This is a genomic window from Spongiibacter sp., from assembly GCF_984394615.1.
In genome coordinates this window covers 1-19,949 of record NZ_CFHTQA010000009.1, presented here as the reverse complement: position 1 = coordinate 19,949, position 19,949 = coordinate 1, and the positions used below count along the sequence as shown (strand labels likewise).

The 19,949-nt window shown below is 57.7% G+C and carries 20 protein-coding genes; 3 read left to right on the top strand and 17 right to left on the bottom strand.

The genetic code is table 11. From position 1 onward, the window contains the following. Positions 1–12 precede the first annotated feature (12 nt). The 4 genes from AC5DB9_RS05360 to AC5DB9_RS05345 all read right to left on the bottom strand — a co-directional run bounded on the left by AC5DB9_RS05360 (position 13) and on the right by AC5DB9_RS05345 (position 4,229). On the bottom strand, positions 13–2,334 hold the full coding sequence (locus AC5DB9_RS05360; protein WP_286855316.1) for a Tex family protein: 2,322 nt from the start codon (positions 2,332–2,334) through the stop codon (positions 13–15). Positions 2,335–2,400: 66 nt separating this feature from the next. Continuing rightward, a complete protein-coding gene (locus AC5DB9_RS05355; protein WP_022958742.1) occupies positions 2,401–3,039 on the bottom strand; it encodes a TetR/AcrR family transcriptional regulator in 639 nt (212 codons plus the stop codon). 89 nt (positions 3,040–3,128) lie between these two features. Beyond that, a complete protein-coding gene (locus tag AC5DB9_RS05350) occupies positions 3,129–3,626 on the bottom strand; it encodes a phasin family protein (RefSeq protein ID WP_272990264.1) in 498 nt (165 codons plus the stop codon). Positions 3,627–3,776: 150 nt separating this feature from the next. After that, positions 3,777–4,229 (bottom strand): hypothetical protein, encoded by a 453-nt coding sequence (locus tag AC5DB9_RS05345; RefSeq protein WP_022958744.1) that lies wholly within the window; start codon positions 4,227–4,229, stop codon positions 3,777–3,779. A gap of 258 nt (positions 4,230–4,487) precedes the next feature. Between AC5DB9_RS05345 and AC5DB9_RS05340 the strand changes: the two genes are divergently transcribed. After that, positions 4,488–5,279, top strand: a complete 792-nt coding sequence (locus AC5DB9_RS05340; protein WP_022958745.1) for an alpha/beta hydrolase — start codon at positions 4,488–4,490, stop codon at positions 5,277–5,279. Positions 5,280–5,355: 76 nt separating this feature from the next. Here the strand turns inward: AC5DB9_RS05340 and AC5DB9_RS05335 are convergent, their stop codons facing one another. The 9 genes from AC5DB9_RS05335 to AC5DB9_RS05295 all read right to left on the bottom strand — a co-directional run bounded on the left by AC5DB9_RS05335 (position 5,356) and on the right by AC5DB9_RS05295 (position 12,824). Next, entirely contained in the window at positions 5,356–6,906 is a 1,551-nt protein-coding gene (locus AC5DB9_RS05335) for a phosphoenolpyruvate carboxykinase (protein WP_022958746.1), read from the bottom strand. Between the two features lie 172 nt (positions 6,907–7,078). Then, positions 7,079–7,930 (bottom strand): Hsp33 family molecular chaperone HslO, encoded by an 852-nt coding sequence (gene hslO / locus AC5DB9_RS05330; RefSeq protein ID WP_272990259.1) that lies wholly within the window; start codon positions 7,928–7,930, stop codon positions 7,079–7,081. Between the two features lie 5 nt (positions 7,931–7,935). Further along, entirely contained in the window at positions 7,936–8,334 is a 399-nt protein-coding gene (gene hslR, locus AC5DB9_RS05325; protein ID WP_022958748.1) for a ribosome-associated heat shock protein Hsp15, read from the bottom strand. Between the two features lie 2 nt (positions 8,335–8,336). Further along, positions 8,337–9,002, bottom strand: coding sequence for a GMP/IMP nucleotidase (yrfG, locus tag AC5DB9_RS05320; protein WP_272990255.1), 666 nt, complete (start codon positions 9,000–9,002; stop codon positions 8,337–8,339). A gap of 38 nt (positions 9,003–9,040) precedes the next feature. Continuing rightward, positions 9,041–9,220, bottom strand: a complete 180-nt coding sequence (locus tag AC5DB9_RS05315) for a hypothetical protein (RefSeq protein ID WP_022958750.1) — start codon at positions 9,218–9,220, stop codon at positions 9,041–9,043. Positions 9,221–9,456: 236 nt separating this feature from the next. Continuing rightward, positions 9,457–9,654 carry a hypothetical protein gene (locus tag AC5DB9_RS05310; RefSeq protein ID WP_022958751.1) on the bottom strand — a complete coding sequence of 66 codons (198 nt, stop codon included), beginning with the start codon at positions 9,652–9,654 and terminating at the stop codon, positions 9,457–9,459. A 101-nt stretch (positions 9,655–9,755) separates the two neighbouring features. After that, positions 9,756–10,979 (bottom strand): acyl-CoA dehydrogenase family protein, encoded by a 1,224-nt coding sequence (locus AC5DB9_RS05305; RefSeq protein ID WP_272990250.1) that lies wholly within the window; start codon positions 10,977–10,979, stop codon positions 9,756–9,758. A gap of 12 nt (positions 10,980–10,991) precedes the next feature. Then, positions 10,992–12,086 (bottom strand): acyl-CoA dehydrogenase family protein, encoded by a 1,095-nt coding sequence (locus tag AC5DB9_RS05300; RefSeq protein ID WP_272990247.1) that lies wholly within the window; start codon positions 12,084–12,086, stop codon positions 10,992–10,994. A 159-nt stretch (positions 12,087–12,245) separates the two neighbouring features. Further along, complete coding sequence (locus AC5DB9_RS05295; protein WP_022958754.1) at positions 12,246–12,824, bottom strand: TetR/AcrR family transcriptional regulator; 579 nt, start codon at positions 12,822–12,824, stop codon at positions 12,246–12,248. Positions 12,825–13,091: 267 nt separating this feature from the next. Between AC5DB9_RS05295 and AC5DB9_RS05290 the strand changes: the two genes are divergently transcribed. Beyond that, the gene (locus tag AC5DB9_RS05290) at positions 13,092–14,189 is read left to right on the top strand and encodes a ketoacyl-ACP synthase III (RefSeq protein WP_022958755.1); all 1,098 of its coding nucleotides are present in this window, start codon (positions 13,092–13,094) and stop codon (positions 14,187–14,189) included. Between the two features lie 10 nt (positions 14,190–14,199). Here AC5DB9_RS05290 and AC5DB9_RS05285 read toward each other — a convergent pair whose 3' ends face one another. From AC5DB9_RS05285 to AC5DB9_RS05270, 4 genes are read right to left on the bottom strand one after another with little or no spacing between them, the layout of a single operon-like run. After that, positions 14,200–15,156, bottom strand: a complete 957-nt coding sequence (locus AC5DB9_RS05285; RefSeq protein WP_272990242.1) for an NAD(P)/FAD-dependent oxidoreductase — start codon at positions 15,154–15,156, stop codon at positions 14,200–14,202. Continuing rightward, the gene (locus AC5DB9_RS05280; protein ID WP_022958757.1) at positions 15,153–16,394 is read right to left on the bottom strand and encodes an SAM-dependent methyltransferase; all 1,242 of its coding nucleotides are present in this window, start codon (positions 16,392–16,394) and stop codon (positions 15,153–15,155) included. The genes AC5DB9_RS05285 and AC5DB9_RS05280 overlap by 4 nt, the downstream gene beginning before the upstream one ends. A gap of 31 nt (positions 16,395–16,425) precedes the next feature. After that, a complete protein-coding gene (locus tag AC5DB9_RS05275) occupies positions 16,426–17,208 on the bottom strand; it encodes a DUF1365 domain-containing protein (RefSeq protein WP_272990238.1) in 783 nt (260 codons plus the stop codon). Then, complete coding sequence (locus AC5DB9_RS05270; protein ID WP_272990236.1) at positions 17,205–18,542, bottom strand: NAD(P)/FAD-dependent oxidoreductase; 1,338 nt, start codon at positions 18,540–18,542, stop codon at positions 17,205–17,207. The genes AC5DB9_RS05275 and AC5DB9_RS05270 overlap by 4 nt, the downstream gene beginning before the upstream one ends. A 101-nt stretch (positions 18,543–18,643) precedes the next feature. On the opposite strand from AC5DB9_RS05270, the gene AC5DB9_RS05265 reads away from it, so the two are divergent. Beyond that, positions 18,644–19,918 carry an MFS transporter gene (locus tag AC5DB9_RS05265; RefSeq protein WP_272990234.1) on the top strand — a complete coding sequence of 425 codons (1,275 nt, stop codon included), beginning with the start codon at positions 18,644–18,646 and terminating at the stop codon, positions 19,916–19,918. Positions 19,919–19,949: the final 31 nt, after the last annotated feature.

Here is a 19,949-nt window from a genome sequence, read left to right as displayed (position 1 = left end):
ACATCGTTGAGATCAGAGACGACTGCCTTTCTTCTGTTTCGCCTCGGCAAACAGCGCGGCCATGGTGCCACCGCTGCCCGCACTTTGCTGGGACTTCTGCTGCGCTTTGACCGCGCGGTTGGGCCGCTCACGGCGCTGACCGCCACGCCCTTCCGCCTGATGCTCTGAGGCACTGTCATCCAGACGCATGGACAGCGCGATGCGTTTGCGCGCCGCATCCACATCCATCACTTTCACTTTGACGATGTCCCCGGCCTTTACCACGCTATGAGGGTCTTTCACGAAGGTACTCGACAGTGCAGAGATATGCACCAAGCCATCCTGATGGACACCGATGTCGACAAATGCACCGAAGTTAGTGACATTAGTCACCACGCCTTCGAGGATCATGTCCGGCTCCAGATCCGAAATTTTTTCGATGCCGTCTTTAAACTCGGCGGTTTTAAACTCGGGGCGAGGATCGCGACCAGGCTTGTCCAGCTCGCTGATGATATCGCTGACCGTGGGGATACCGAAGTCCGCATCGGCGTAATCTGCAGCATTCAAGCTTTTCAGGAAGCGGCTGTCACCAATCAGGTTTCCGACTTCACGGCCGCAGCGCTGGACAATTTTTTCCACCACAGAATAGGACTCGGGGTGAACCGCCGAGCGATCCAGAGGATTCTGACCATCCATAATGCGCAGGAAGCCCGCCGCCTGCTCGAAGGTCTTGGCGCCAAAGCGGCTGACCTTCAACAGCTCCGAACGGTCACGAAATGCACCATTTTGATCGCGATATTCGACAATATTCGCCGAAATGGACAGATTCAGACCTGACACCCGCGACAGCAGCGCCGGTGACGCGGTATTCACATCTACGCCAACGGCGTTTACGCAGTCTTCCACCACCGCATCGAGGCTGCGCGACAAGGCGGTTTGTGAAACATCGTGCTGATATTGGCCAACACCGATGGATTTGGGGTCGATCTTCACCAGTTCCGCCAGTGGGTCCTGCAGACGGCGAGCAATGGAAATCGCGCCGCGAATCGTCACATCCAGATTGGGGAATTCACGGGCCGCATACTCGGAGGCCGAGTAAATCGACGCGCCGGACTCATTCACCATAATACTGGTGCAGTTCAGCTCCGGGTGGGCGGACAGCAGGGATTTCACGAAACGCTCGGTTTCGCGGCTGGCGGTGCCGTTGCCGATGGCGATCAGTTCAATATTGTGCGCCTTGATCATGGCCAACAATGCAGAAGCTGCCTCTGCCTGCTTGTTTTGCGGAGGGTTAGGGAAGATCGCCCCATGATCCAGCACTTTACCGGTAGCATCGACAGCCGCCACTTTCACACCGGTGCGCAGACCGGGGTCCAGACCGATGGTGGCACGCGGCCCGGCCGGAGCCGCCAGCAGCAGGTCTTTCAAGTTACGGGCAAACACGTCGATGGCCGCGTTGTCGGCCTGCTCGCGCAAGCGTCCAAGCAGGTCGGTTTCCAAGTGCGTGTAAAGCTTGATCCGCCAGGTCCAGCGCAGCACTTCCCGCAGCCAGGCATCCGCCGCACGCCCCTGATCGTGAATAGCCAGGTGATCCGCCAGCATCAGTTCACAGGGGTGAACCTTGGCATCAGGCTCGCCCACCGTAATGCTGAGCCCTAAAATACCTTCGTTGCGGCCACGGAACATGGCCAGCGCGCGGTGGGAGGGCACCGCTTTCAGCGGCTCACTGTGCTCGAAATAGTCGCGGAATTTAGCGCCTTCCTCTTCCTTGCCCGCCATTACCGCGCTGCTGAGCTGGCCATTTTCCCAGAGATAATCGCGAAGTTTGGCAATCAGATTGGCATCTTCGCTGAAACGCTCCATCAGTATGTATTTGGCGCCATCGAGCACCGCTTTGATATCGGCAAAACCGCTTTCCGCATCGAGGTAGGGCTCAGCCTGCGCGGCGGGGTCCAGCGTGGGATCCGCCAGTAGCGCATCGGCCAGGGAGCCTATGCCTGCTTCCAGGGCGATCTGCCCCTTGGTACGACGCTTGGGCTTATAGGGCAGGTAAAGGTCTTCGAGTCGGTTTTTGCTGTCGGCCGACAGAATATCGGCCTCGAGTTCGGGCGTCAGTTTGCCCTGTTCGCGAATGCTGTCAAGGATGCTGTCGCGACGATCTTCCATCTCACGGAGATAGCCGAGCCGACTCTCCAGCTCGCGCATCTGACTGTCGTCCAGACCGCCGGTGACTTCCTTTCGATAGCGAGAGATAAACGGAACCGTCGCCCCGTCATCCAGCAGCGCCACGGCGGCACTGACCTGTGATTCCTTGACACCCAGTTCCTGGGCAATTCGGCTGGCAATAGCGTGCATAATGATAGGCCTGATACAGCGTAAAAACGCCACATTATGCAGAAACTTGGCGACGCCCGCGAGACTTTAGTCGGCGCTGCTGAGCACATCGAACAGCGCGCTGCACTCGTCGTAGAAATAGCGGAAATCATCGGTGAGATAGGGCGCCACCAGCGACATCAGCTGAAAGACACCACGGTGAATGCTCAATGCATTGGGTGCATGATCCTTGCGCAGGCCGGTGTAGTTGAGCCAGTAAGTGAGCGTCAGCACCACACTGTCGCAGAGATGGGCTAACTGGCGCTCCGAGGCCGTCATCACCCCGGCACTGACCAGCTCTTCAGCGACGGCGCTCGCCGCGCGGCGCTTTAGATCCAGCAGCCGGCCGAAACGCCGGTCGATATCCGGGTAGCGCTGCAGAATGTCATTGAGATTGTGGTACAGATAGCGGTGTTTGAAGATTTGCTCAAACACAATATAGAGATAGAACCAGGCGTCCTGGGCATCCAGGCTCTGCTCAAGTGGCGCCTCAAGAATATCGACCATCTCCAGCTCAAAGCCCGCGTAAAGCTCGAGAATAATCTGTTCTTTGCCGTGGAAATGGTAATAGAGGTTGCCGGGACTGATATCCAGCTCGTTGGCAATATCGACGGTGGTCACATTGCCTTCGCCCTCATCGTTGAACAGGGTCAGGCTGGCGAGCAGAATTTTATCGCGGGTTTTCATCCCTGTGGTCAATACCCCTCGACGGACAGGGCCTTACGGTGACACGCAGCTCCGAGCTTGTCCAGCCCGGCGCTGCGTGGCTGCGAGGATTATTCAGCCGCTTTTTTTGCTGCGGCTTTCTTCGCAGGTGCTGCCTTTTTTGCTACCGCTTTTTTGGCGACCGTCTTCTTGGCTACCGCCTTCTTCGCCGGCGCTTTGGCAGGGGCTTTGCCCGCTTTGGTCAGGGCATCGACTTTCTTGCTCAGCGTGTCGAGTTTCTTTTCGAGACGCTTCAGATCATCGGCGCTGGCAGTGTGTCCAAAACCCAAGCTGGCACGCATTTTACTGATGCGCTCTTCGATAGAGACAGTTTTACCGATACTGCTGGCCTCACCCAGCTTTTCGCGGGCCTGAGACTCCAGTTTGTTGCCTTTGTCGACCAGCTCTTTGAACAGGCGCGGAGTATCTTTACTCGCCTTCTCATAAACGTCGTGGGCCTCGTCATAGGCGCGACCGTAGGCACCTAGGCCTGCCAGCCAGATGCTCTTGGCCACTTCGCTGGCCTGTGAAGACACCTCTTTCAGGCTTTTTTTGCTGTCGTTGCTCATGGGATTCTCCAGTTAGCAGAATAAGATTCTAACGGGCGCAAAATGGCGCCTCAGTTACAAAAAAAAGCACGATGCGCATAGGGCACACCGTGCAAAGCATCGTTGCTATAAGACCTGGGTGGGGTGGTCAAAAGGACCACCGATGCTTGCTTACGATGCGACAGATTCTGCAGCTGGCGCCTCAGCAGCGTCACCTTTGCGCTGAACCAGACCCTTCACTTTTTCCAGGCTGGACTCGAGGCTGCTACGCAGTTCCTTGATGCGGGCATCAACCGCTTCACTTTTCACAGACTCAAACTTGGCAACTGCGTCGCTTTTCGTCTGGTTAAGCTTGCTGACAACCTGCTCTTTACTCTCTTCAAACTTGGCAACGGCATCGCTCTGTACTTTTTCGCCACGGCTCACCAAACCGTCAAAGATCTCGCTGCGCTTGGCGTACAGGTCTTTGTACTTGGCTTCGGTTTCTTTGATCTTGCCTTCAGTGACTTTGACCAGTTCCTGGCTCTGCTCAAACGCCTTGCCAGCCAAACCAAGTTGGGCATGAAATACATCTTTGGCTACGGTGTTGGCCTTTTCCACAAAGCTGATTTTTGCGTCGCTCATACTGATTCCTCGCTTGGGTCTTTTCCCATGTGATTGAAACATTGGCGGCGGCTCTTACGGCTGGCCACCTGTTTACCTTGCTGAGCAGACTACGGCGAAAAATTAGAAAGGGCATACTAAATCCCAAAACAATGAAAAGCGTGTCAATACAACCTCGGGTTTCCCCTAGCAAAGAAGCGCAAGAATGCGTTGCGGAAAGGTGGGCTTATTGTTTAGATTCAATAGAACGCGATAAGCAATAATAAAAAGAGAAATCCGATGACCGAACACATTCCCGCCCCGCGAGAGAAGGCCCGACCCACCGCACGCGAAATCCGCTCTCTGGCCGAAGTCGCTTCCGCAGTGTCCATGCGCAACTTCCACCGCCACCTGCACAGCGGTGATGGACATCCTGTCGTGATTGCTCCCTCATTTATGACCAGTGATATCGGCAGTGCGGTCATGCGCCAGGCACTGCGGCGCGCCGGTTATGCGGCCTATGGCTGGGAGCAGGGACTCAACACCGGTCTTCGAGAAAAGGTGTATCGCAACTACGAGCGCCATGTATTGGACCTGGTCAGTCGTCATGGCCGCAAAGCCAGTCTGGTCGGCTGGAGCCTCGGCGGCATTTACGCCCGCAGCCTTGCCCACCGGCGCCCTGAATATGTGCGGCAGGTCATCACACTGGGCTCTCCCGTCAACATCCCCGAAATGCGCGGTGTTTCCGGCCCGGTTGCCAAGCTCTATGAGATGTTGAACCCCGGCGCACTCAGCGACCCGATGTTGAGCTGGCGCGATGAGTGGAAGCGCACGCCAAACGTACCGTCAACGGCCATGTACAGTGCCAGCGACGGCATTGTGGACTGGCAGTACTGTGTACATGAGCAGCCCGGCCCACAAGCCGAAAACCTGCGAGTGCCTGCCAGCCATATGGGCATGACCCACAACCTTGCCGTGCTCTACGCTCTGTCAGACCGGCTTGCGCAGGCCGAGGGCAAGTGGCAGCCCTTTTCACTGAGCGGTATTCGCCAGCACCTGTACGCGGTCAGTCATACCCTGCAAACCGCCTGAGCCCTTTTCCAGGACATAAAAAAGGGCAGCCTGCGCTGCCCTTTCTCATTACCACCTTTCAGTGGCACCCAGACGATCAGCCTTTGGGGCCCGCCTCAACAATGGCGTCAGAGACATCAAACTTCTTGATGTTTTCCTGGAACAGCTTGGCCAGTTTCGCCGCCTCGGCGTCGTAAGCCGCTTCGTCACCCCAGGCTTTACGCGGATTGACATACTTGTCGTCAACACCGGGAATCGACGCGGGAATGGTCAAGTTGAGAATATCCAGCTTCTCAGTCGCTGCACCTACCAGTGCACCGCTTTGCGCTGCGGCAACCACAGCACGAGTGACCGGAATCGGGAAGCGTGAACCCGTGCCACCGGCTGCACCAGAGCCACCGGTCCAGCCGGTGTTGATCAGGTAAACCTGTGAATCGAAGTCTTCGATACGCTTCATCAGCAGTTCGGCGTAGTCACCGGCAGGACGCGGCATAAACGGCGCGCCAAAGCAGGTTGAGAACGTCGGGTGAATACCGGCTTCCGCACCCAGCTCGGTGGAGCCAACGCGTGCAGTGTAACCACTCAGGAAGTGGAAGGCCGCTGCTTCTTTAGACAGAATGGAGATAGGCGGCAGTACGCCAGACACATCGCAGGTCAGGAAGATAACGGTTTTCGGCTCGCCCGCCGCATTTTCAATCACACGCTTCTCAACGTGCTCCAGCGGGTAACAGCAGCGCCCGTTTTCGGTCAGGCTGGTGTCGTCGTAGTCTGCAGTGCGGCTGTTCTGATCGATCACCACGTTCTCAACAATCGCGCCAAAACGAATCGCGTCCCAGATAATGGGCTCGTTCTTCTGGCTCAGGTTGATGGTCTTGGCGTAGCAGCCGCCTTCGACGTTAAAGACTGAACCTTTCGACCAGCCGTGTTCATCGTCGCCGATCAGGTAGCAGCTGGGATCCGCAGACAGGGTGGTTTTGCCGGTACCGGACAGACCGAAGAACAGGGTGGTATTGCCTTGCTCGTCAACGTTGGCGGAGCAGTGCATCGGCATCACGTCTTTCTCGGGCAGCAGGAAGTTCTGCACAGAGAACATCGCCTTCTTCATTTCACCGGCATAGCGCATGCCGGCCAGCAGCACTTTGCGCTGGGCGAAATTGATGATGACAACGCCATCCGAGTTAGTGCCATCACGCTCGGGATCACAAACAAAGCCCGCGCAATTCAAAATGGTCCACTCTTCCTTGGCCTTGGGGTTGTATTTTTCGGGGCGTACAAACATGTTGCGGCCGAACAGTCCCTGCCAAGCCGTTTGAGTATTCACCACCACGGGGATGTAATGATCTTCGTGCGCACCCACGTGCAACTGAGACTGGAAAGAATCGTGATCTGCCAGATAGTCTTCAACCCGCGTCCACAGCGCGTCGAATTTCGCAGCATCAAAAGGACGGTTTACGCTGCCCCAATCAATGGCATCCGCCGTTGAGGGCTCTTGAACGATAAAGCGGTCGCCGGGAGAGCGGCCGGTGCGCTTGCCAGTCGTTACAACCAGTGCGCCGGTGTCGGCGAGTTGACCTTCGCCACGAGCCAGTGCCTGCTCGATAAGCTGGGCGGGGGTTAAATCTTTATACACGGTGGTTTCAGCAGTCATTATCTAAGTTCCTGTCACATAGTCTGGGGAGACAGTTCGGAGGTCACTGTGATCGGGGTAAACCCCCCGCGCGGGTGGCCAAATTTTGAAGGCCGGTATTATTGCAAAAATCCCCCGGCAGCGCTAACCCTCAGCGCGGCCGAAAAGTGTCGATTTTGGGTTTTTTTGCACTCTAGTGACGTGTACTTCCGGCAGCGTCGCCAAACAGCCCGGCCACTTGCACCGGCGTGAAGTGGAATTGACGGTGGCAGAATTCGCAGTGACTTTCGATTTGCCCCTGCTCGGCGAGGATTGAATCCAGCTCGTCCCGACCCAGTGACACCAGCGCGGCCTCCATGCGTTCCTGACTGCAACTGCAGCGAAAGCGCAGACTTTTGGGTTCAAACAGGCGCAACGGCTCCTCGTGATAGAGCCGGTAAAGCAAGTTCGCCGCATCGAGCGTCAGTAACTCATCCTCACTCACGGTATCGGCCAGCGTCGTCAGGTGCTGCCAGGTCTCTGGATCGCTGTGCTGAGTAGGCAGCTCCTGCAGCAGCAGCCCCCCTGCCGTATCGCCGTTAGCTCCCAGCCAGATTCGCGTCGCGAGCTGCTCACTCTGACGGAAATAGGCCTCGATACAGGCCGCTAGGTTATCGCCATCAAGACTGACGATACCCTGATAGCGGCGCCCCTCAATCGGGTCGATAGTGATGGCGAGCTGACCATTGCCGAGCAGCTCGTGGAAGCTTTCACTCATTGCCTGCCCCGCATCCCGCGCAATACCGCGGATATCACCATCGGAGTTGGCCTCAGCCATGATCAGCGGCACCTGTCCGTCCCCGCGCACCTGCAGGATCAGGCTGCCACGAAATTTAATGGTGACACTAAGCAGAGCCGCCGCGACCAGAAACTCGCCAAGCAGGCGGGCGACAGCGGGAGGGTAGTGGTGGTTGTCGAGCATTTCCCGATAGCTGCCGGAGAGCTGCAAGTGCTCACCGCGCACGTCACTCCCGTCGAAAATAAAACGGTGCAATTGGTCACTCATGGCGCTTAATCCTGTTGTTCGCGGAAGCGATGAATCTGGCGGCGCTGCTTTTTGGTCGGCCGCTCGTTGCTGATAATGCCAGCGGCCGGACCCAGCGCTTTGCGCTCGGCTGCCCGGCGCTCGCGCTGGCTGATGCTGTCGTCGGTTTCCCGGTAGAGCAGGGCAGCCTCCGGGGCTCCACGGCGCTGATCCGACAGCGCCAGCACTTCTACCTCGCGCTCATCCCAGCCGGTGCGCAAAGTGAGTAAGGCACCCAACTCCACCTCTTTGCTGACTTTGCAGCGGGCGCCATTGTAGTGCACTTTGCCGCCCTCTATCGCCTGTTTGGCGATACTGCGGGTTTTGTAGAAACGTGCCGCCCACAACCACTTGTCTAGGCGCACGCGCTTGCTGCTGTCGTTCAATCTCAGTCTCTTGGGGGTATGGGCAGAATTTCGTCGAAATGATCAATGGCCGGATAGCTTACCGCCTCTCGCCGCGGGGCGCGACTGTCCGGACGACGCATGGTTATCAAGTGAGAAATGCCGTGGCGTGCCGCGGAATCGAGCACCGTTGCGGTATCGTCGATCAGTAGACTGCGCGATGGCTCATAGTGCCAGTGATCAGCCAGACGCTGCCAGAAGGCGTCGTCTTCCTTGGGCAAGGCCAGTTCATGGGACGTGATAATGCGCTGTACCCACTGGCCGAGCCCGGTTTTCTCCAGTTTGATATCCAACCCGCCTTGATGCGCATTGGTCACCAGCCACACCTCGCGACCGCTCTCTTGCAGCGATTCCAGAAACCGCTGCGTGCTCGGATGCATGCAGATCAGGTGGCTGATTTCACGTTTAAGGGCGGTAATGTCCAGGCGAAGTTCCTCGGACCAGTAATCCAGACAGTACCAGTTGAGCGAGCCGCGCTGGGCCATGATTTTATCAATGAGGGTCTTGCTGACAGACTCCAGCTCGCCGCCATGAATGTCGACATAGCGCCTGGGCAAATGCTGGGTCCAGAAGAAGTTGTCGTAATGCAGGTCGAGCAGTGTACCGTCCATATCCAGCAGGACGGTGTCGATCTCGTGCCAGTTAATCATAGTGCGTGCCGCGCTCCCGGTGGCGGCACACAGAGACGTTAGCGCGCCGCGGTTGTCCGCAGTGACTGAAGGCTGAGCGCCTCCTTCATATCGATGGTTTCAACATAGTTGACGTTCAGCCACCACTCGTCGCGGTTACTGCGAAATTGATCGATAGGACGTCCGCCATAGCGGGCCTCGCTGAATACCGACGACGCTGTCACATTGTTTGCAGCCATGGAAAACCCTCTCTAGTACTCGCCCCACAGGGCAGCCGCTGAGTGTTCACCATAGCCAGCGTGATTGAGGCGCAGTATAGGGAAAAGCCCGTAATCCGTGAAGAACGAGAGCAAAATGCGCACTGTGCACGCTTTTGGGATACCGCCGTGCAGGAGGCTCTCTGGACGACACCCACAACGAAAAACCCCGCGACCGGCGCGGGGTTCGGAAATAAGGCATACACCTGAAAAACGGATCAACTGGCAGCGCGCAATTTCGCCAGACACGCCGCACCACTGGCAATATCAATATGCTCGGCATAGTCCACATTCAACCACCAGTCGCTATTGCGAAAGCTGGCACGCAAAGGGCGGGCAATGGCGGCCTTCTGAACAAAAATACCCTCCGGCGCCTTGGCTTGCGGAGCTTGTGATGATTGCGCAACGGATGCCATGTCGAGTCCCCCTGATAATTCGCTATCTCTATAGGGAGTGACTTTAGCAATCTCCCGCATCGCCCTGAATAAGGAGTATCCGTTAGCGGGAATTACTTAGATCATCCAGCGTTGCCCGAGGGGATATCACAGAACGCCAAACCCTTGTCAGCACGGGGCTCTTGGGGCATCCCCAACACCTGTTCGGCGATGATATTGCGCATCACTTCGTCCGTTCCCCCGGCTAGACGAATACCCGGGGCGAACAGCAAGGCCCGCTGAAAGTGAGCCTGCTGCTCGGCCATATCCGGCTCCATAATACTGCCGCCTTCGCCCATGAGCTGAAGCGCATAGTGCGCAATATCCTGGTTCATTGCGGCCCCCACCAACTTACCCAACGCGGCCTCTGCGCCAGGCATTCCACCTTTCGCTACGGCCGTCAGCATACGGTTGGTTGAGGCGATAATACCGGCATGCTGGCAGTACCAGTCCGCCAGACGCTCGCGCACTGCCGGGTGCTCACGCGCTGGCTGCTCGCCTAGATCAAGCTGTTTCACCAATGCGAGAAACTCGGGAAAACCGTCCGGCTGAACGCCGGAAATGGCCAATCGCTCGTTCATCAACACTAACAGTGCCGCGCCCCAGCCTTCGCCGACCTCGCCAAGCCGCTGGGCATCCGGAATTTTGGCATCGTTGAAAAAGACTTCGTTAAAGTGGGCATCGCCATCCATCTGTTTGATTGGACGGACCTCCACCCCCGACTGATGCATATCGATGTAGAACATCGTCAAGCCCCGGTATTTCGACACCGTCGGGTCCGTCCGGCACAAGACGATGCCGTAATCTGAATGCTGGGCCCCGGACGTCCATATCTTTTGGCCGTTGACCGTCCAGGTGTCGCCCTCTCTTACCGCACTGGTACGCAAGCCGGCAACGTCCGACCCGGCACTCGGCTCCGAAAACATCTGGCACCAGACGTCTTCCGCACTGGCCATCCGCGGCAGAAGCGCCTGACGCTGCTCCTCCGGCGCAAAATGCATGATGGCAGGCCCACAATTACCAATACCAATCACGAAATAACCATCGGGCTCCGCGTAGTGCGCAACCTCCTGCGACCAGATCACTTTATGGATCTGACTCAGACCCGCGCCACCGTATTCTTCAGGCCAATCCAGACAGGCGTAACCTGCATCGGCAAGCTTTTTGTACCAGACCTTTGCCTCGTCAAAGAGCGCGGCTTGTGACTTGCGGCTCTCGCCCTCCCGTTTAGGCCGGGCATTGGCATTCAGCCACTGGCGGACAGCCTCACGGAATGCCGCCTGCTCTGGAGTATCGTTAAAATCCATCAGTCAGTCCTCTCACGCAGCCAGAATTTGTTCAGCCAGTCGATGCTTCCAGACACGCATCCCCCCAAGCAGGGTGGACAGCAGTTGCGCCCGGCGATAATAAAGATGGCAATCAAACTCCCAGGTGAAGCCCATTCCGCCGTGCGCCTGGATGTTTTCCTTGCTGCACAGGTAGTAAGCATTGGCAGCGCTGACGTACGCGGTGGCCGACGCCAGCGGCAATTCATTCACGCCGTTGGTCATCGCCCATGCGCCATAAAAGGCGTTGGATTTCGCCAACTCTTTCGCCACGAACATATCCGCAAGCTTGTGCTTTATCGCTTGAAAGGAGGCCACTTGCCGACCGAAGGCGTAGCGACCCTCGGTATAGGCCTTCGCCATGTCGATCGCCGCCTCGCAGCCCCCGACTTGCTCGAAACTCAGCAGCACAGCGGCCTTGTTGACCACCGACGCCAAATCATCTTCCAGAGCCCGCTCTCCTGCCAAGGGCTCAGCCGGTGTTGCATCAAGAGTGATTTCGGCAAGTGGCAAACTGGGATCGACAGAAGCCAGCTTGCGACGCTTCACGGAAGAGTGCCCCAGATCCACATAGAAGAAGGCCGTACCCGACGCCCCCTCTGCGGCAACAACCGCAAAGGTCGCGGAGTCTCCATGCAGAACACCCCGAGCAACACCGCTCAGCGCGTTGTCGCCAGATACCCGCAAGGGGGCAACGCCGGTTCGGCTGTCAGGCAGGACAGCACATCCTATCGCCTCGCCACAGGCCAGCACCGGCAACCACTCAGCCTGCTGCTCAGCAGACGCGGCGGCTTTTATGAGCTCAGTGGCAAAATAGACCGATGCCATGAAGGGCGTGGGCGCCAATGAACGCCCCAACTCCATGGCCGTGACGCAGAGTTCCAGATACCCCAGGCCCAGTCCGCCATTGGCCTCATCGATCGCCATCGCGGGCCAACCCAGAGACACCATCTGTTGCCACAAGGCATCAACCTCAGGAGGCGAAGACTCCAGACTGTCGCGCACCAGCGATGGCGGGCACTCTCTGCCCAACATCAGCCTGGCCTGCTCCTGAATCGTCTTCTGGTCGTCTGAAAAATCGAAGTTCATATTCCCGCATCCAACCGTTTAAAGGGAGGTATACGCCGATAGATGACAATCGGAGCGTCAAGGCATTACGGGCGTGGCCACGCTCATGAAATCAGGGAGGGAGAAACAAAAAAGGCCAGCAAATGCTGACCTTTTATGGAAAGGGGTGTTGGACAGCGATCAGAATCGCAGTGCGCGAAGGCTGGCGTGGAAATCTTCCTTGCTCACCGGGTGCTGACGGTAAATCAGTGCCAAACGACCGGCCAGTGGCACCAGATCATCCAGACTGACCGACTTGCCGGTGCTGCGGTTGTACTCGCTAACCGGCTCGCGCAGTAATTCACGCCACAGACGATCCGATTCCGCATTGTCCAGATGGGGCATGATTTCTGTGGCATTGCGGCCGCTGGTGAACTCCAGACGGCTGTCTTCTTCAGGCATGTAGTTAGCCGCGAACCAGATGCACTCTTCCAGCATCTGCGGGAAATCGTCGCGGTACTGCTCTACGACACTTTCCAGACGCTCAAACATACGGCTGCGCTCAATATCAACCAGCGCCTCGATAATATCGGCTTTGCCAGTGAAGTAGCGGTAAACCGTGCGCCGGGTAACGTTGGCGACATTCGCGATATCTTCAATCGTTGTCGACTTCACGCCCTTGGCGGTAAAACAGCTAACCGCTGCTTCCAACAACAGTTTTTTACCGGTCTTCAGGTCATCAACACGGGCGCCACTGCCCCAACGCTTGTTTGTTTTCATATATAGACGCTCTGCACTTTAGTACAACACAATTTCTAACGGCTCTTTTGAGTGTCACTATGCTAGCACGCTGTATCCTTGCCGATGAGTGGAAAATGTCCAAAACACCTAAGGGATTATACGTACACAATGTGACATAGCCCGCAAGCCGTGACGCATGTCATAGGTATAGATACTAAAAAGCGCCAATTTCTCCCATCAATCGCGGCGTGACAGTACGCAGTGGCCTCGGCATAATGCCGCTCTACACCGAAGAGGATCCCGCGCATGCCATACGCCAAGATTACAGGATGGGGCAAATGTGTTCCCCCAGCCGTACTCAGCAACGAAGACCTTACGACCTTCCTCGACACCTCAGACGAATGGATTTCCAGCCGCACCGGCATTAAAGAGCGACGCATATCCCACGTCTCTACCGCCACGCTGGCGAGTCTCGCCGCCAAGCGCGCGCTGGCAGCCGCCGATCTCGACCCCAGTGAACTGGACCTCATTATTATGGGCACCGCCTGCCCGGATACGCTGATTCCCAACTCGGGTTCAATGGTGCAGGACAGCATCGGCGCCACCAATGCGGCGGTATTTGACTTGAATGCCGCCTGTACCGGCTTTGTTTACGGGCTGAGTGTCGGCACCGCCATGATCCGCTCCGGTGCCATGAAAAAAGTGCTGGTTATCGGCGCTGACCGGATTCCCTACTTCCTCGACTACACCATGCGCGATGTTGCGGTACTGTTTGGCGATGGCGCCGGTGCGGTCATTCTTGAAGCCGATGACGAAGAAAGCGGCATGATTGCCGAACGCCTCGGCTGCGATGGCGACGCCCGCGGTATCTTGACCGCCCGTGACGCTGGAACCGTGCGCGAGCGCTTCTCCGGCATAGACGGCTACTACGACATCAACTTTGAAGGGCCGGAAATCTTCAAACGCGCGGTGCGCGGTATGGGCGAAGCAGTTAACGATGTACTGAGCAAAAGCGGCGTAGCGGCTGAAGACATCGACCTGTTGGTGCCACATCAGGCCAATGTCCGCATTATCGAAACGCTGATGAAACGCCTCAAAGCCCCCGAAGAAAAGGTAGTGGTCAACATTCAGAAATACGGCAATACCTCAGCCGCCACGGTGCCCATTGCCCTGTGCGAAGCGCTGGAAGAAGGCCGTGTTAAACCCGGTGATCACATCCTGACGGCGGCGTTTGGTGCGGGCCTGACCTGGGGCGCGGCGCTAATTAAGTGGGGCGATCGGGTGACCCCCCTGCGCGAGTGTGAGGACGACCTCCCCCCCAGCAATCAGACCGCACTGGAGCTGCTCAAGCCCTGGATCGATGGTTGCCGGGAAGCCGTTGCCCAGAAAGCCAAAGCAGAGTAAGCCCATTCAGTCAGTGGCAGGCCGACTGCCACTGACTGAGCTGCGCCACCGCAAGCCCTGCACTGTGCCAGGCACCCTCAACACCTCCCCCGGAACACCAATCTCCCGCCAAGACAATTCGCTGTTTTTCGTCGATGCGCGCGGCGTCAGGCATCTGCATGCGCTGACCGGAAACCAGCTGCCAGCGCTGCCGGTCGCAATGCAACAACACCGGCAAATGCACCAGTTGCCCCAGCGCTTCCAAACACGGCAACAAGGTCGCCTCCAGATCCTTGCCTTGAAGTGCCTCGCAGGCAGCGGGCAGCAGTTGCAGTGAGTAACAGGCGCGGTGGTCTCGCCCCGGTAACGACGACAGGTGCACAAGTCGCTGGAAAAGCGGATGCCCGACAAACTCGACAATGTCGGGTAAGTCCAGCGGTGCATCGAACTGCAACAACAGGGTCCAACCGGGCTGCCAGTGACAATCGATGTTCAATGAGCTGGCGGCAGGCAGCAAGGCCTGACTCTGGGGCGCAGGCGCCGCAAGTACGACTCCCGCAAAATCACCGAGAAACTGCTGATGCTCATCGATCAGCTTACCGCCCTCAACACTGGCGACTCGGCAGGCCCGGCGGATATCAAGACCTTCCGCCAGATAGTGACAAAGTCCGTTATTACTCGGCGCCACAAGGTAATGCTGCTGATCCGGCAAGGTCTGCACAGCCCCATCCTGCCATCGGCAAGCACTGAAGCGCCGCGCCACCAGCAAGCCCTGCTCCTCGAGCTGCCCCAATTCGGGTGGCGGGGTCTGAACCGTCAGGAAGGGCGCGCCGATGTCTAATTCGCCCCACGCGTGCTGGCGTCGAGCCAAGCGCCCCCCCAGGCCGCGGGATTTTTCGAAGACCGTGCAGGCAATGCCGAGACGGTTCAGGTCTCGGGCGCAGAGCAGGCCTGCAACACCGGCGCCAACAATGGCGACCTGGCTCATTTCAGCGGCTTTTGCAGCACGAATTGATAGACGTCGATAGAGCCCGCCCGAAATCCGCCCTCACAGTAGCCGAGGTAGTATTTCCACATTTTTCTGAAGCGCTCGTCAAAGCCCAGTGGAGCAATCTGCGACCAGTTCGCACTGAACGTGCGATCCCACTCGGCTAAGGTATCTGCGTAGGAAATACCAAACGGCAGCTCGCTGTGCGTAGCGAACCCGGCCTTGGCGGCATAGTCACGGAACAGCTCCGGACTCGGCAGCATGCCGCCCGGGAAGATATAGCGCTGAATGAAATCGGGATTATCTCGATAACCCTCGAAGCGCTGGTGATCTATGGTGATGACCTGAATCGCCGCTCGGCCACCGGGCTTCAGGCGCTTGAAAAGGGTAGCGAAGTACGTGGGCCAGTATTGCTCGCCCACCGCTTCCAGCATTTCAATCGACACAATGTGGTCGTATTCGCCCTTGGTGTCCCGGTAGTCAGTCAAGCTGAACGAAGCCCGGTCCTGCAGCCCGGCATCCTGAATACGCTGCTTGGCATAGGCGAGCTGCTCTTCAGACAGAGTGATACCGTCTAGGTGTACATCGTGCTGGCGACACAGTTGCTCAGCAAAGCCTCCCCAGCCACAGCCCACTTCCAAAATTCGCTGGCCGTCTTTTACCCCCAGCTCATCAATCAGCCGCTGGTATTTCCGCTGTTGTGCGGCGCCGAGATCCGTGACGCCCGACTCATACAGAGCGGACGAATAGGTCATGCTGTCATCGAGCCAGGTTTTGTAGAAATCGTTGCCCAAGTCGTAGTGGTAGGCAATATTGCGACGACTACCGCGCTTGCTGTTGGCGTTGCGCCGATGTTGCCAACGCTGCAGCCAACGTTTCAGGCGGCCGCCCTCCAGCATATTGCCGAAGTCGCTTTCATTGACCACCACCCACTCGATGAGCGCTGCCAGATTGGGGCTGTCCCAGTCGCCATCCATAAAGGCTTCGCTCCAGCCCACCGAGCCACCGCTGAGCGCCTTGCGCAGACTTTTCCAGTTGTGCAGGTGCACATGCGGAGCGAGACGGGCATCACTGTGCTCGCCAAATTGAAGCGTGTTTCCGTTGGGCAGGGTGAGTGTCAAGATGCCGCGCCGGGCATTGGCCAGTGGCGCAAGCACCCTGGCCAGCAGTTTTCCCTGAGAACTAACCCACCAGCCTGAGCTGAGCTCTGGGTTTGACCGCACGAGCGCTGATTTCATGGAGATTCCTATCGAGTATCGGAAGTTTGGTTTATTTACCGATACGCGTAACCGGCTGATCTGGTTCAGCAGGACGCGGCAGAATTCTCATTCCTTTTTTATAGAGTTTAAGCGCTTGCCAGTGAATCGCCAGCATCACCTTCACCGTCATAAACGGCAGTCGACAAAAACTGGCCAGCAAGGCCCGATCACTCAGCGCTCGTCGCTCACCCCGAAACACCGCATGCAGCAGAGCGCCGTCCTGATCCGTTTCACGGATCGCCACCGCCAAGCGCTCGTCAGGGCGGCGCAGCCGGAAGTGATACCGCGCCTGCATGGGGATGAATGGCGAGACATAAAAGCCCTTGTCACACTGCTGGCGAAGGACTGAGGAACGCGAACTGCGCTCCTTATCTGCAGGAATCAGGTAGCTATGGCGCTGACCGAAGGTATTGCTGACCTCGTAGAGCACTGCGTAGAGTTCGTCGCTGGCGTCGTAACAGTAGTAAACACTCAAGGGATTGAAGGTATAGCCCAGAATACGCGGATAGCAGAGCAGCTCCGCCCGGGCGGCCGCGGCCACCCCGTGTTCAGCCAGCAGTGCCTGAAGGTAGTCCTTGGGAGACTGGCCCGAGCCCAGGCCGAAGTCGCGAAAGTAAAAACTGAATAGATTGAAGCGATTCAGTGAAAACAGGCGACAGCGCGATGCAACTGCCGACAATTCGTCGAGATCAAACAGAAAGCTGTCGACGCGATAGACAAAACGGTGGTGCACCGGACGAAAACGGCGGTGCAGTACTTCGCCACGGTACAAGGCACTGCGCAGCGAGCTCATGCTGCAGAACTGATTCCCGCGGTCAATGGCGGGAGATTGACCCGATCCGACGCGGCGTCGACCTGCCAGGGGCGCGACATATTGCCAACGCGCTCGGCCACCGCCAACCCTGACTGAATGCCATCTTCATGGAAGCCGTAGCCAAAATAGCTGCCACAGAACCAGCTGCGCTGCTCGCCTTGCAGCGACCAGAGTTCCGGTTGCGCCCTGAGTGCCGCATCGTCAAAAACGGGGTGATGATAGTTGAACTGCCGGTACACTTTACTGGGGCGCGGCTCGACCAGCGGATTCAGTGACACCACCACAGGCTCCGCACAAGGCAGGTGCTGCAGTGCGTTCATCCAATAGCTCACCGACACTTTCTGGCTGTCACCCGTGGTGTCAGCCATGTAATTCCAGCTTGACCACACCTCGGGCAGCCTCGGCATCAGGCGCTCGTCACAATGCAACACCGCGCGGTTTTCCTCGTAGCGGAACGCGCCCAGCAGACGGCGCTCCTCAAAACTGGCATCGGCCAGCATGGCCAGAGCCTGATCGGCATGGCAGGCGAAAACAACCTGATCAAAACGCTGCTGATGGCCCTGAGTATCGTGAACCACCACATGGTCCGCAAAACGCTCCACACGCGTCACACCGCATTGCAATTTCACGCGGTCGCCCAGCTCGCTACCAATACGATTAACGTATTCTCGTGAGCAGCCAATGACCGTGCGCCATTGTGGCCGATCGCGCACTTGTAGCAGGCCATGATTATCGCAAAAGCGCAGAAAGGTTTTGGCGGGATATGCCAGCATTTGATCGACGGGCGTCGACCAAATCGCCGCCCCCATGGGCAACAGGTGGTCGTCGCAGAAGCCGGGGCCGAATTTTTCCTTGCGTAACAGCTCGCCCAACGACAGCTCGTCGGGCAGGCTGCTGAGCCAGCCTTCGCTCTCGCGATAGAAACGCAGCAGGTCAAAAATCATTTTCCAAAAGCGCGGGCGCAGCAGGTTGCGTTTCTGCGCGAAGAGCGTCGAGATCGAATCTGATCCCGAGTACTCCAATCGCCCGTTGTCCAGGGACACACCGAAGGACATATCCGTAGCCAAAGACTTAACCCCCAGCGCATCGAACAGGGCGATCAGATTGGGGTAGCATTTTTCGTTGAACACAATGAACCCGGTATCCACCGCGATCGTGCCGGCGGTGGTCATAATGTCCACGGTATTGCTGTGTCCCCCCAGTCTTTCGTCTTCTTCATAGAGAGTGACCTCATGCTCCTTATTCAGGAGCCAGGCACAACTCAAGCCGGAGATACCGGAACCAATAACGGCGATTCGCTGCGAATTATTCATAAAGCCAACTACAACTGTGATCTCGACAAGTGAGTTATACGTAAGCCGTTACCGAAGTGATGATAGCGACGAAGGGATTATTACACTCTCATGGACATTGTATGTCATTACTCTACTCCTCTGCACCGGGATCTCAGACCGTGAAAAAGACCACGGTTAAGGACTTGCTTAAATACGCACTTCCCGGACTACCCCTGGCCAGTCTTGGGCTTCCCTTCTATATATACGCGCCGGTGTGGCTGGCGGAACAGGGCGGCTATGGCTACGCCACGGTCGGTGCGCTGTTCTTTCTCGCCCGTATTACCGACGTGTTTACCGATCTGCCGACGGGCGCGGCTGTTGACCGATTTGGCAGCCGGCGATCACTCTGGCTGCTTGGATGGCTGTTGATGGCACTGAGCGCAGCCGCCTTGATGGGCGTCAGCCACCCCTGGCCCAGCGGCTTGATGCTGCTCAGTCTCATCACGCTGATGCTCGGCTGGACGATGATCAACGTGCCCTGGCTGGCACTTCCGGTGCTACTCAGCAGGAATGACAACGAACGGCTGGCCTTCAACAGCGCCCGCGAGGCGATGCTGCTCTTCGGTACGCTGATTGCGATGCTGGCCCCAGCCATCCTCGACGCCCGCAGCCTTCCTGTTGCCGCTGCGGGCATGCTGCTGTTTTTGCTGGTGGCCATCACAGCACAAGGCAGCCACCGCCCAACTGGCGCTCAACAGCGCCGATTCGGAGAACTGCTCGGCGACCGCCGCGTTCGCGCACTGGCGCTGCCCTGGTTCGTCAATATGCTGGCCAATGCCATCCCCGGCACCGTACTCGTATTATTTATGCGTGAAGTCCTGGAAGCCGAAGCGATGATCCCCGCGACACTGCTCAGTTATTTTCTCGCCGGGCTGCTCGCCGTTCCCGCATGGTATGCGCTGGCCCGCCGCTGGGGAAGCCTGAACTGCTGGCGTCTGGGCCTGATTCTCTCCGCCATACTGTTCGCGCTCGCCGTCGGCCTATCTGCGGGCGATGCCTATGCATTTATCGCGATCAGTATTGGCACCGGCCTGATGCTGGGCGCCGATCAGGCGTTGCCGTCAGCCATGCAAACCGGACTGGCACGCCAGTTGATGAACGAATCCGATGCCACCATCGCCGCCCGGCTCTTCGCACTCTGGAGCATGCTGGGTAAAGCTGCGATGGGCCTGGCCGTGGGTATTGGCTACCTGTGGCTGGGCAGTCAGCTACAACCCGCCCAATCAACCGTGCCGCCGGGCTGGGCGATTACCGCCGCGTACGTCGCGGCACCGGTCGCGCTCAAAATTCTGGTGTTTTTCATGCTGGGCAGACCCCAGCTGCGCTATCTGAATGAGGAGGTGCACAATGCCTAAGCAATTCGTCGCCGTCATACTGACCCTGCTG

Coding starts and splice junctions, on each gene's coding strand:
- AC5DB9_RS05275 (WP_272990238.1), bottom strand. CDS start 17,208: ATGAGCTCGCTGCGCAGTGCCTTGTACCGTGGCGAAGTACTGCACCGC.
- yrfG (WP_272990255.1), bottom strand. CDS start 9,002: ATGATTAACTGGCACGAGATCGACACCGTCCTGCTGGATATGGACGGT.
- AC5DB9_RS05300 (WP_272990247.1), bottom strand. CDS start 12,086: ATGAACTTCGATTTTTCAGACGACCAGAAGACGATTCAGGAGCAGGCC.
- AC5DB9_RS05315 (WP_022958750.1), bottom strand. CDS start 9,220: ATGGCTGCAAACAATGTGACAGCGTCGTCGGTATTCAGCGAGGCCCGC.
- hslO (WP_272990259.1), bottom strand. CDS start 7,930: ATGAGTGACCAATTGCACCGTTTTATTTTCGACGGGAGTGACGTGCGC.
- AC5DB9_RS05340 (WP_022958745.1), top strand. CDS start 4,488: ATGACCGAACACATTCCCGCCCCGCGAGAGAAGGCCCGACCCACCGCA.
- AC5DB9_RS05310 (WP_022958751.1), bottom strand. CDS start 9,654: ATGGCATCCGTTGCGCAATCATCACAAGCTCCGCAAGCCAAGGCGCCG.
- AC5DB9_RS05295 (WP_022958754.1), bottom strand. CDS start 12,824: ATGAAAACAAACAAGCGTTGGGGCAGTGGCGCCCGTGTTGATGACCTG.
- AC5DB9_RS05335 (WP_022958746.1), bottom strand. CDS start 6,906: ATGACTGCTGAAACCACCGTGTATAAAGATTTAACCCCCGCCCAGCTT.
- AC5DB9_RS05265 (WP_272990234.1), top strand. CDS start 18,644: ATGTCATTACTCTACTCCTCTGCACCGGGATCTCAGACCGTGAAAAAG.
- AC5DB9_RS05355 (WP_022958742.1), bottom strand. CDS start 3,039: ATGAAAACCCGCGATAAAATTCTGCTCGCCAGCCTGACCCTGTTCAAC.
- AC5DB9_RS05345 (WP_022958744.1), bottom strand. CDS start 4,229: ATGAGCGACGCAAAAATCAGCTTTGTGGAAAAGGCCAACACCGTAGCC.
- AC5DB9_RS05305 (WP_272990250.1), bottom strand. CDS start 10,979: ATGGATTTTAACGATACTCCAGAGCAGGCGGCATTCCGTGAGGCTGTC.
- AC5DB9_RS05280 (WP_022958757.1), bottom strand. CDS start 16,394: ATGAAATCAGCGCTCGTGCGGTCAAACCCAGAGCTCAGCTCAGGCTGG.
- AC5DB9_RS05285 (WP_272990242.1), bottom strand. CDS start 15,156: ATGAGCCAGGTCGCCATTGTTGGCGCCGGTGTTGCAGGCCTGCTCTGC.
- AC5DB9_RS05270 (WP_272990236.1), bottom strand. CDS start 18,542: ATGAATAATTCGCAGCGAATCGCCGTTATTGGTTCCGGTATCTCCGGC.
- AC5DB9_RS05350 (WP_272990264.1), bottom strand. CDS start 3,626: ATGAGCAACGACAGCAAAAAAAGCCTGAAAGAGGTGTCTTCACAGGCC.
- AC5DB9_RS05360 (WP_286855316.1), bottom strand. CDS start 2,334: ATGCACGCTATTGCCAGCCGAATTGCCCAGGAACTGGGTGTCAAGGAA.
- AC5DB9_RS05290 (WP_022958755.1), top strand. CDS start 13,092: ATGCCATACGCCAAGATTACAGGATGGGGCAAATGTGTTCCCCCAGCC.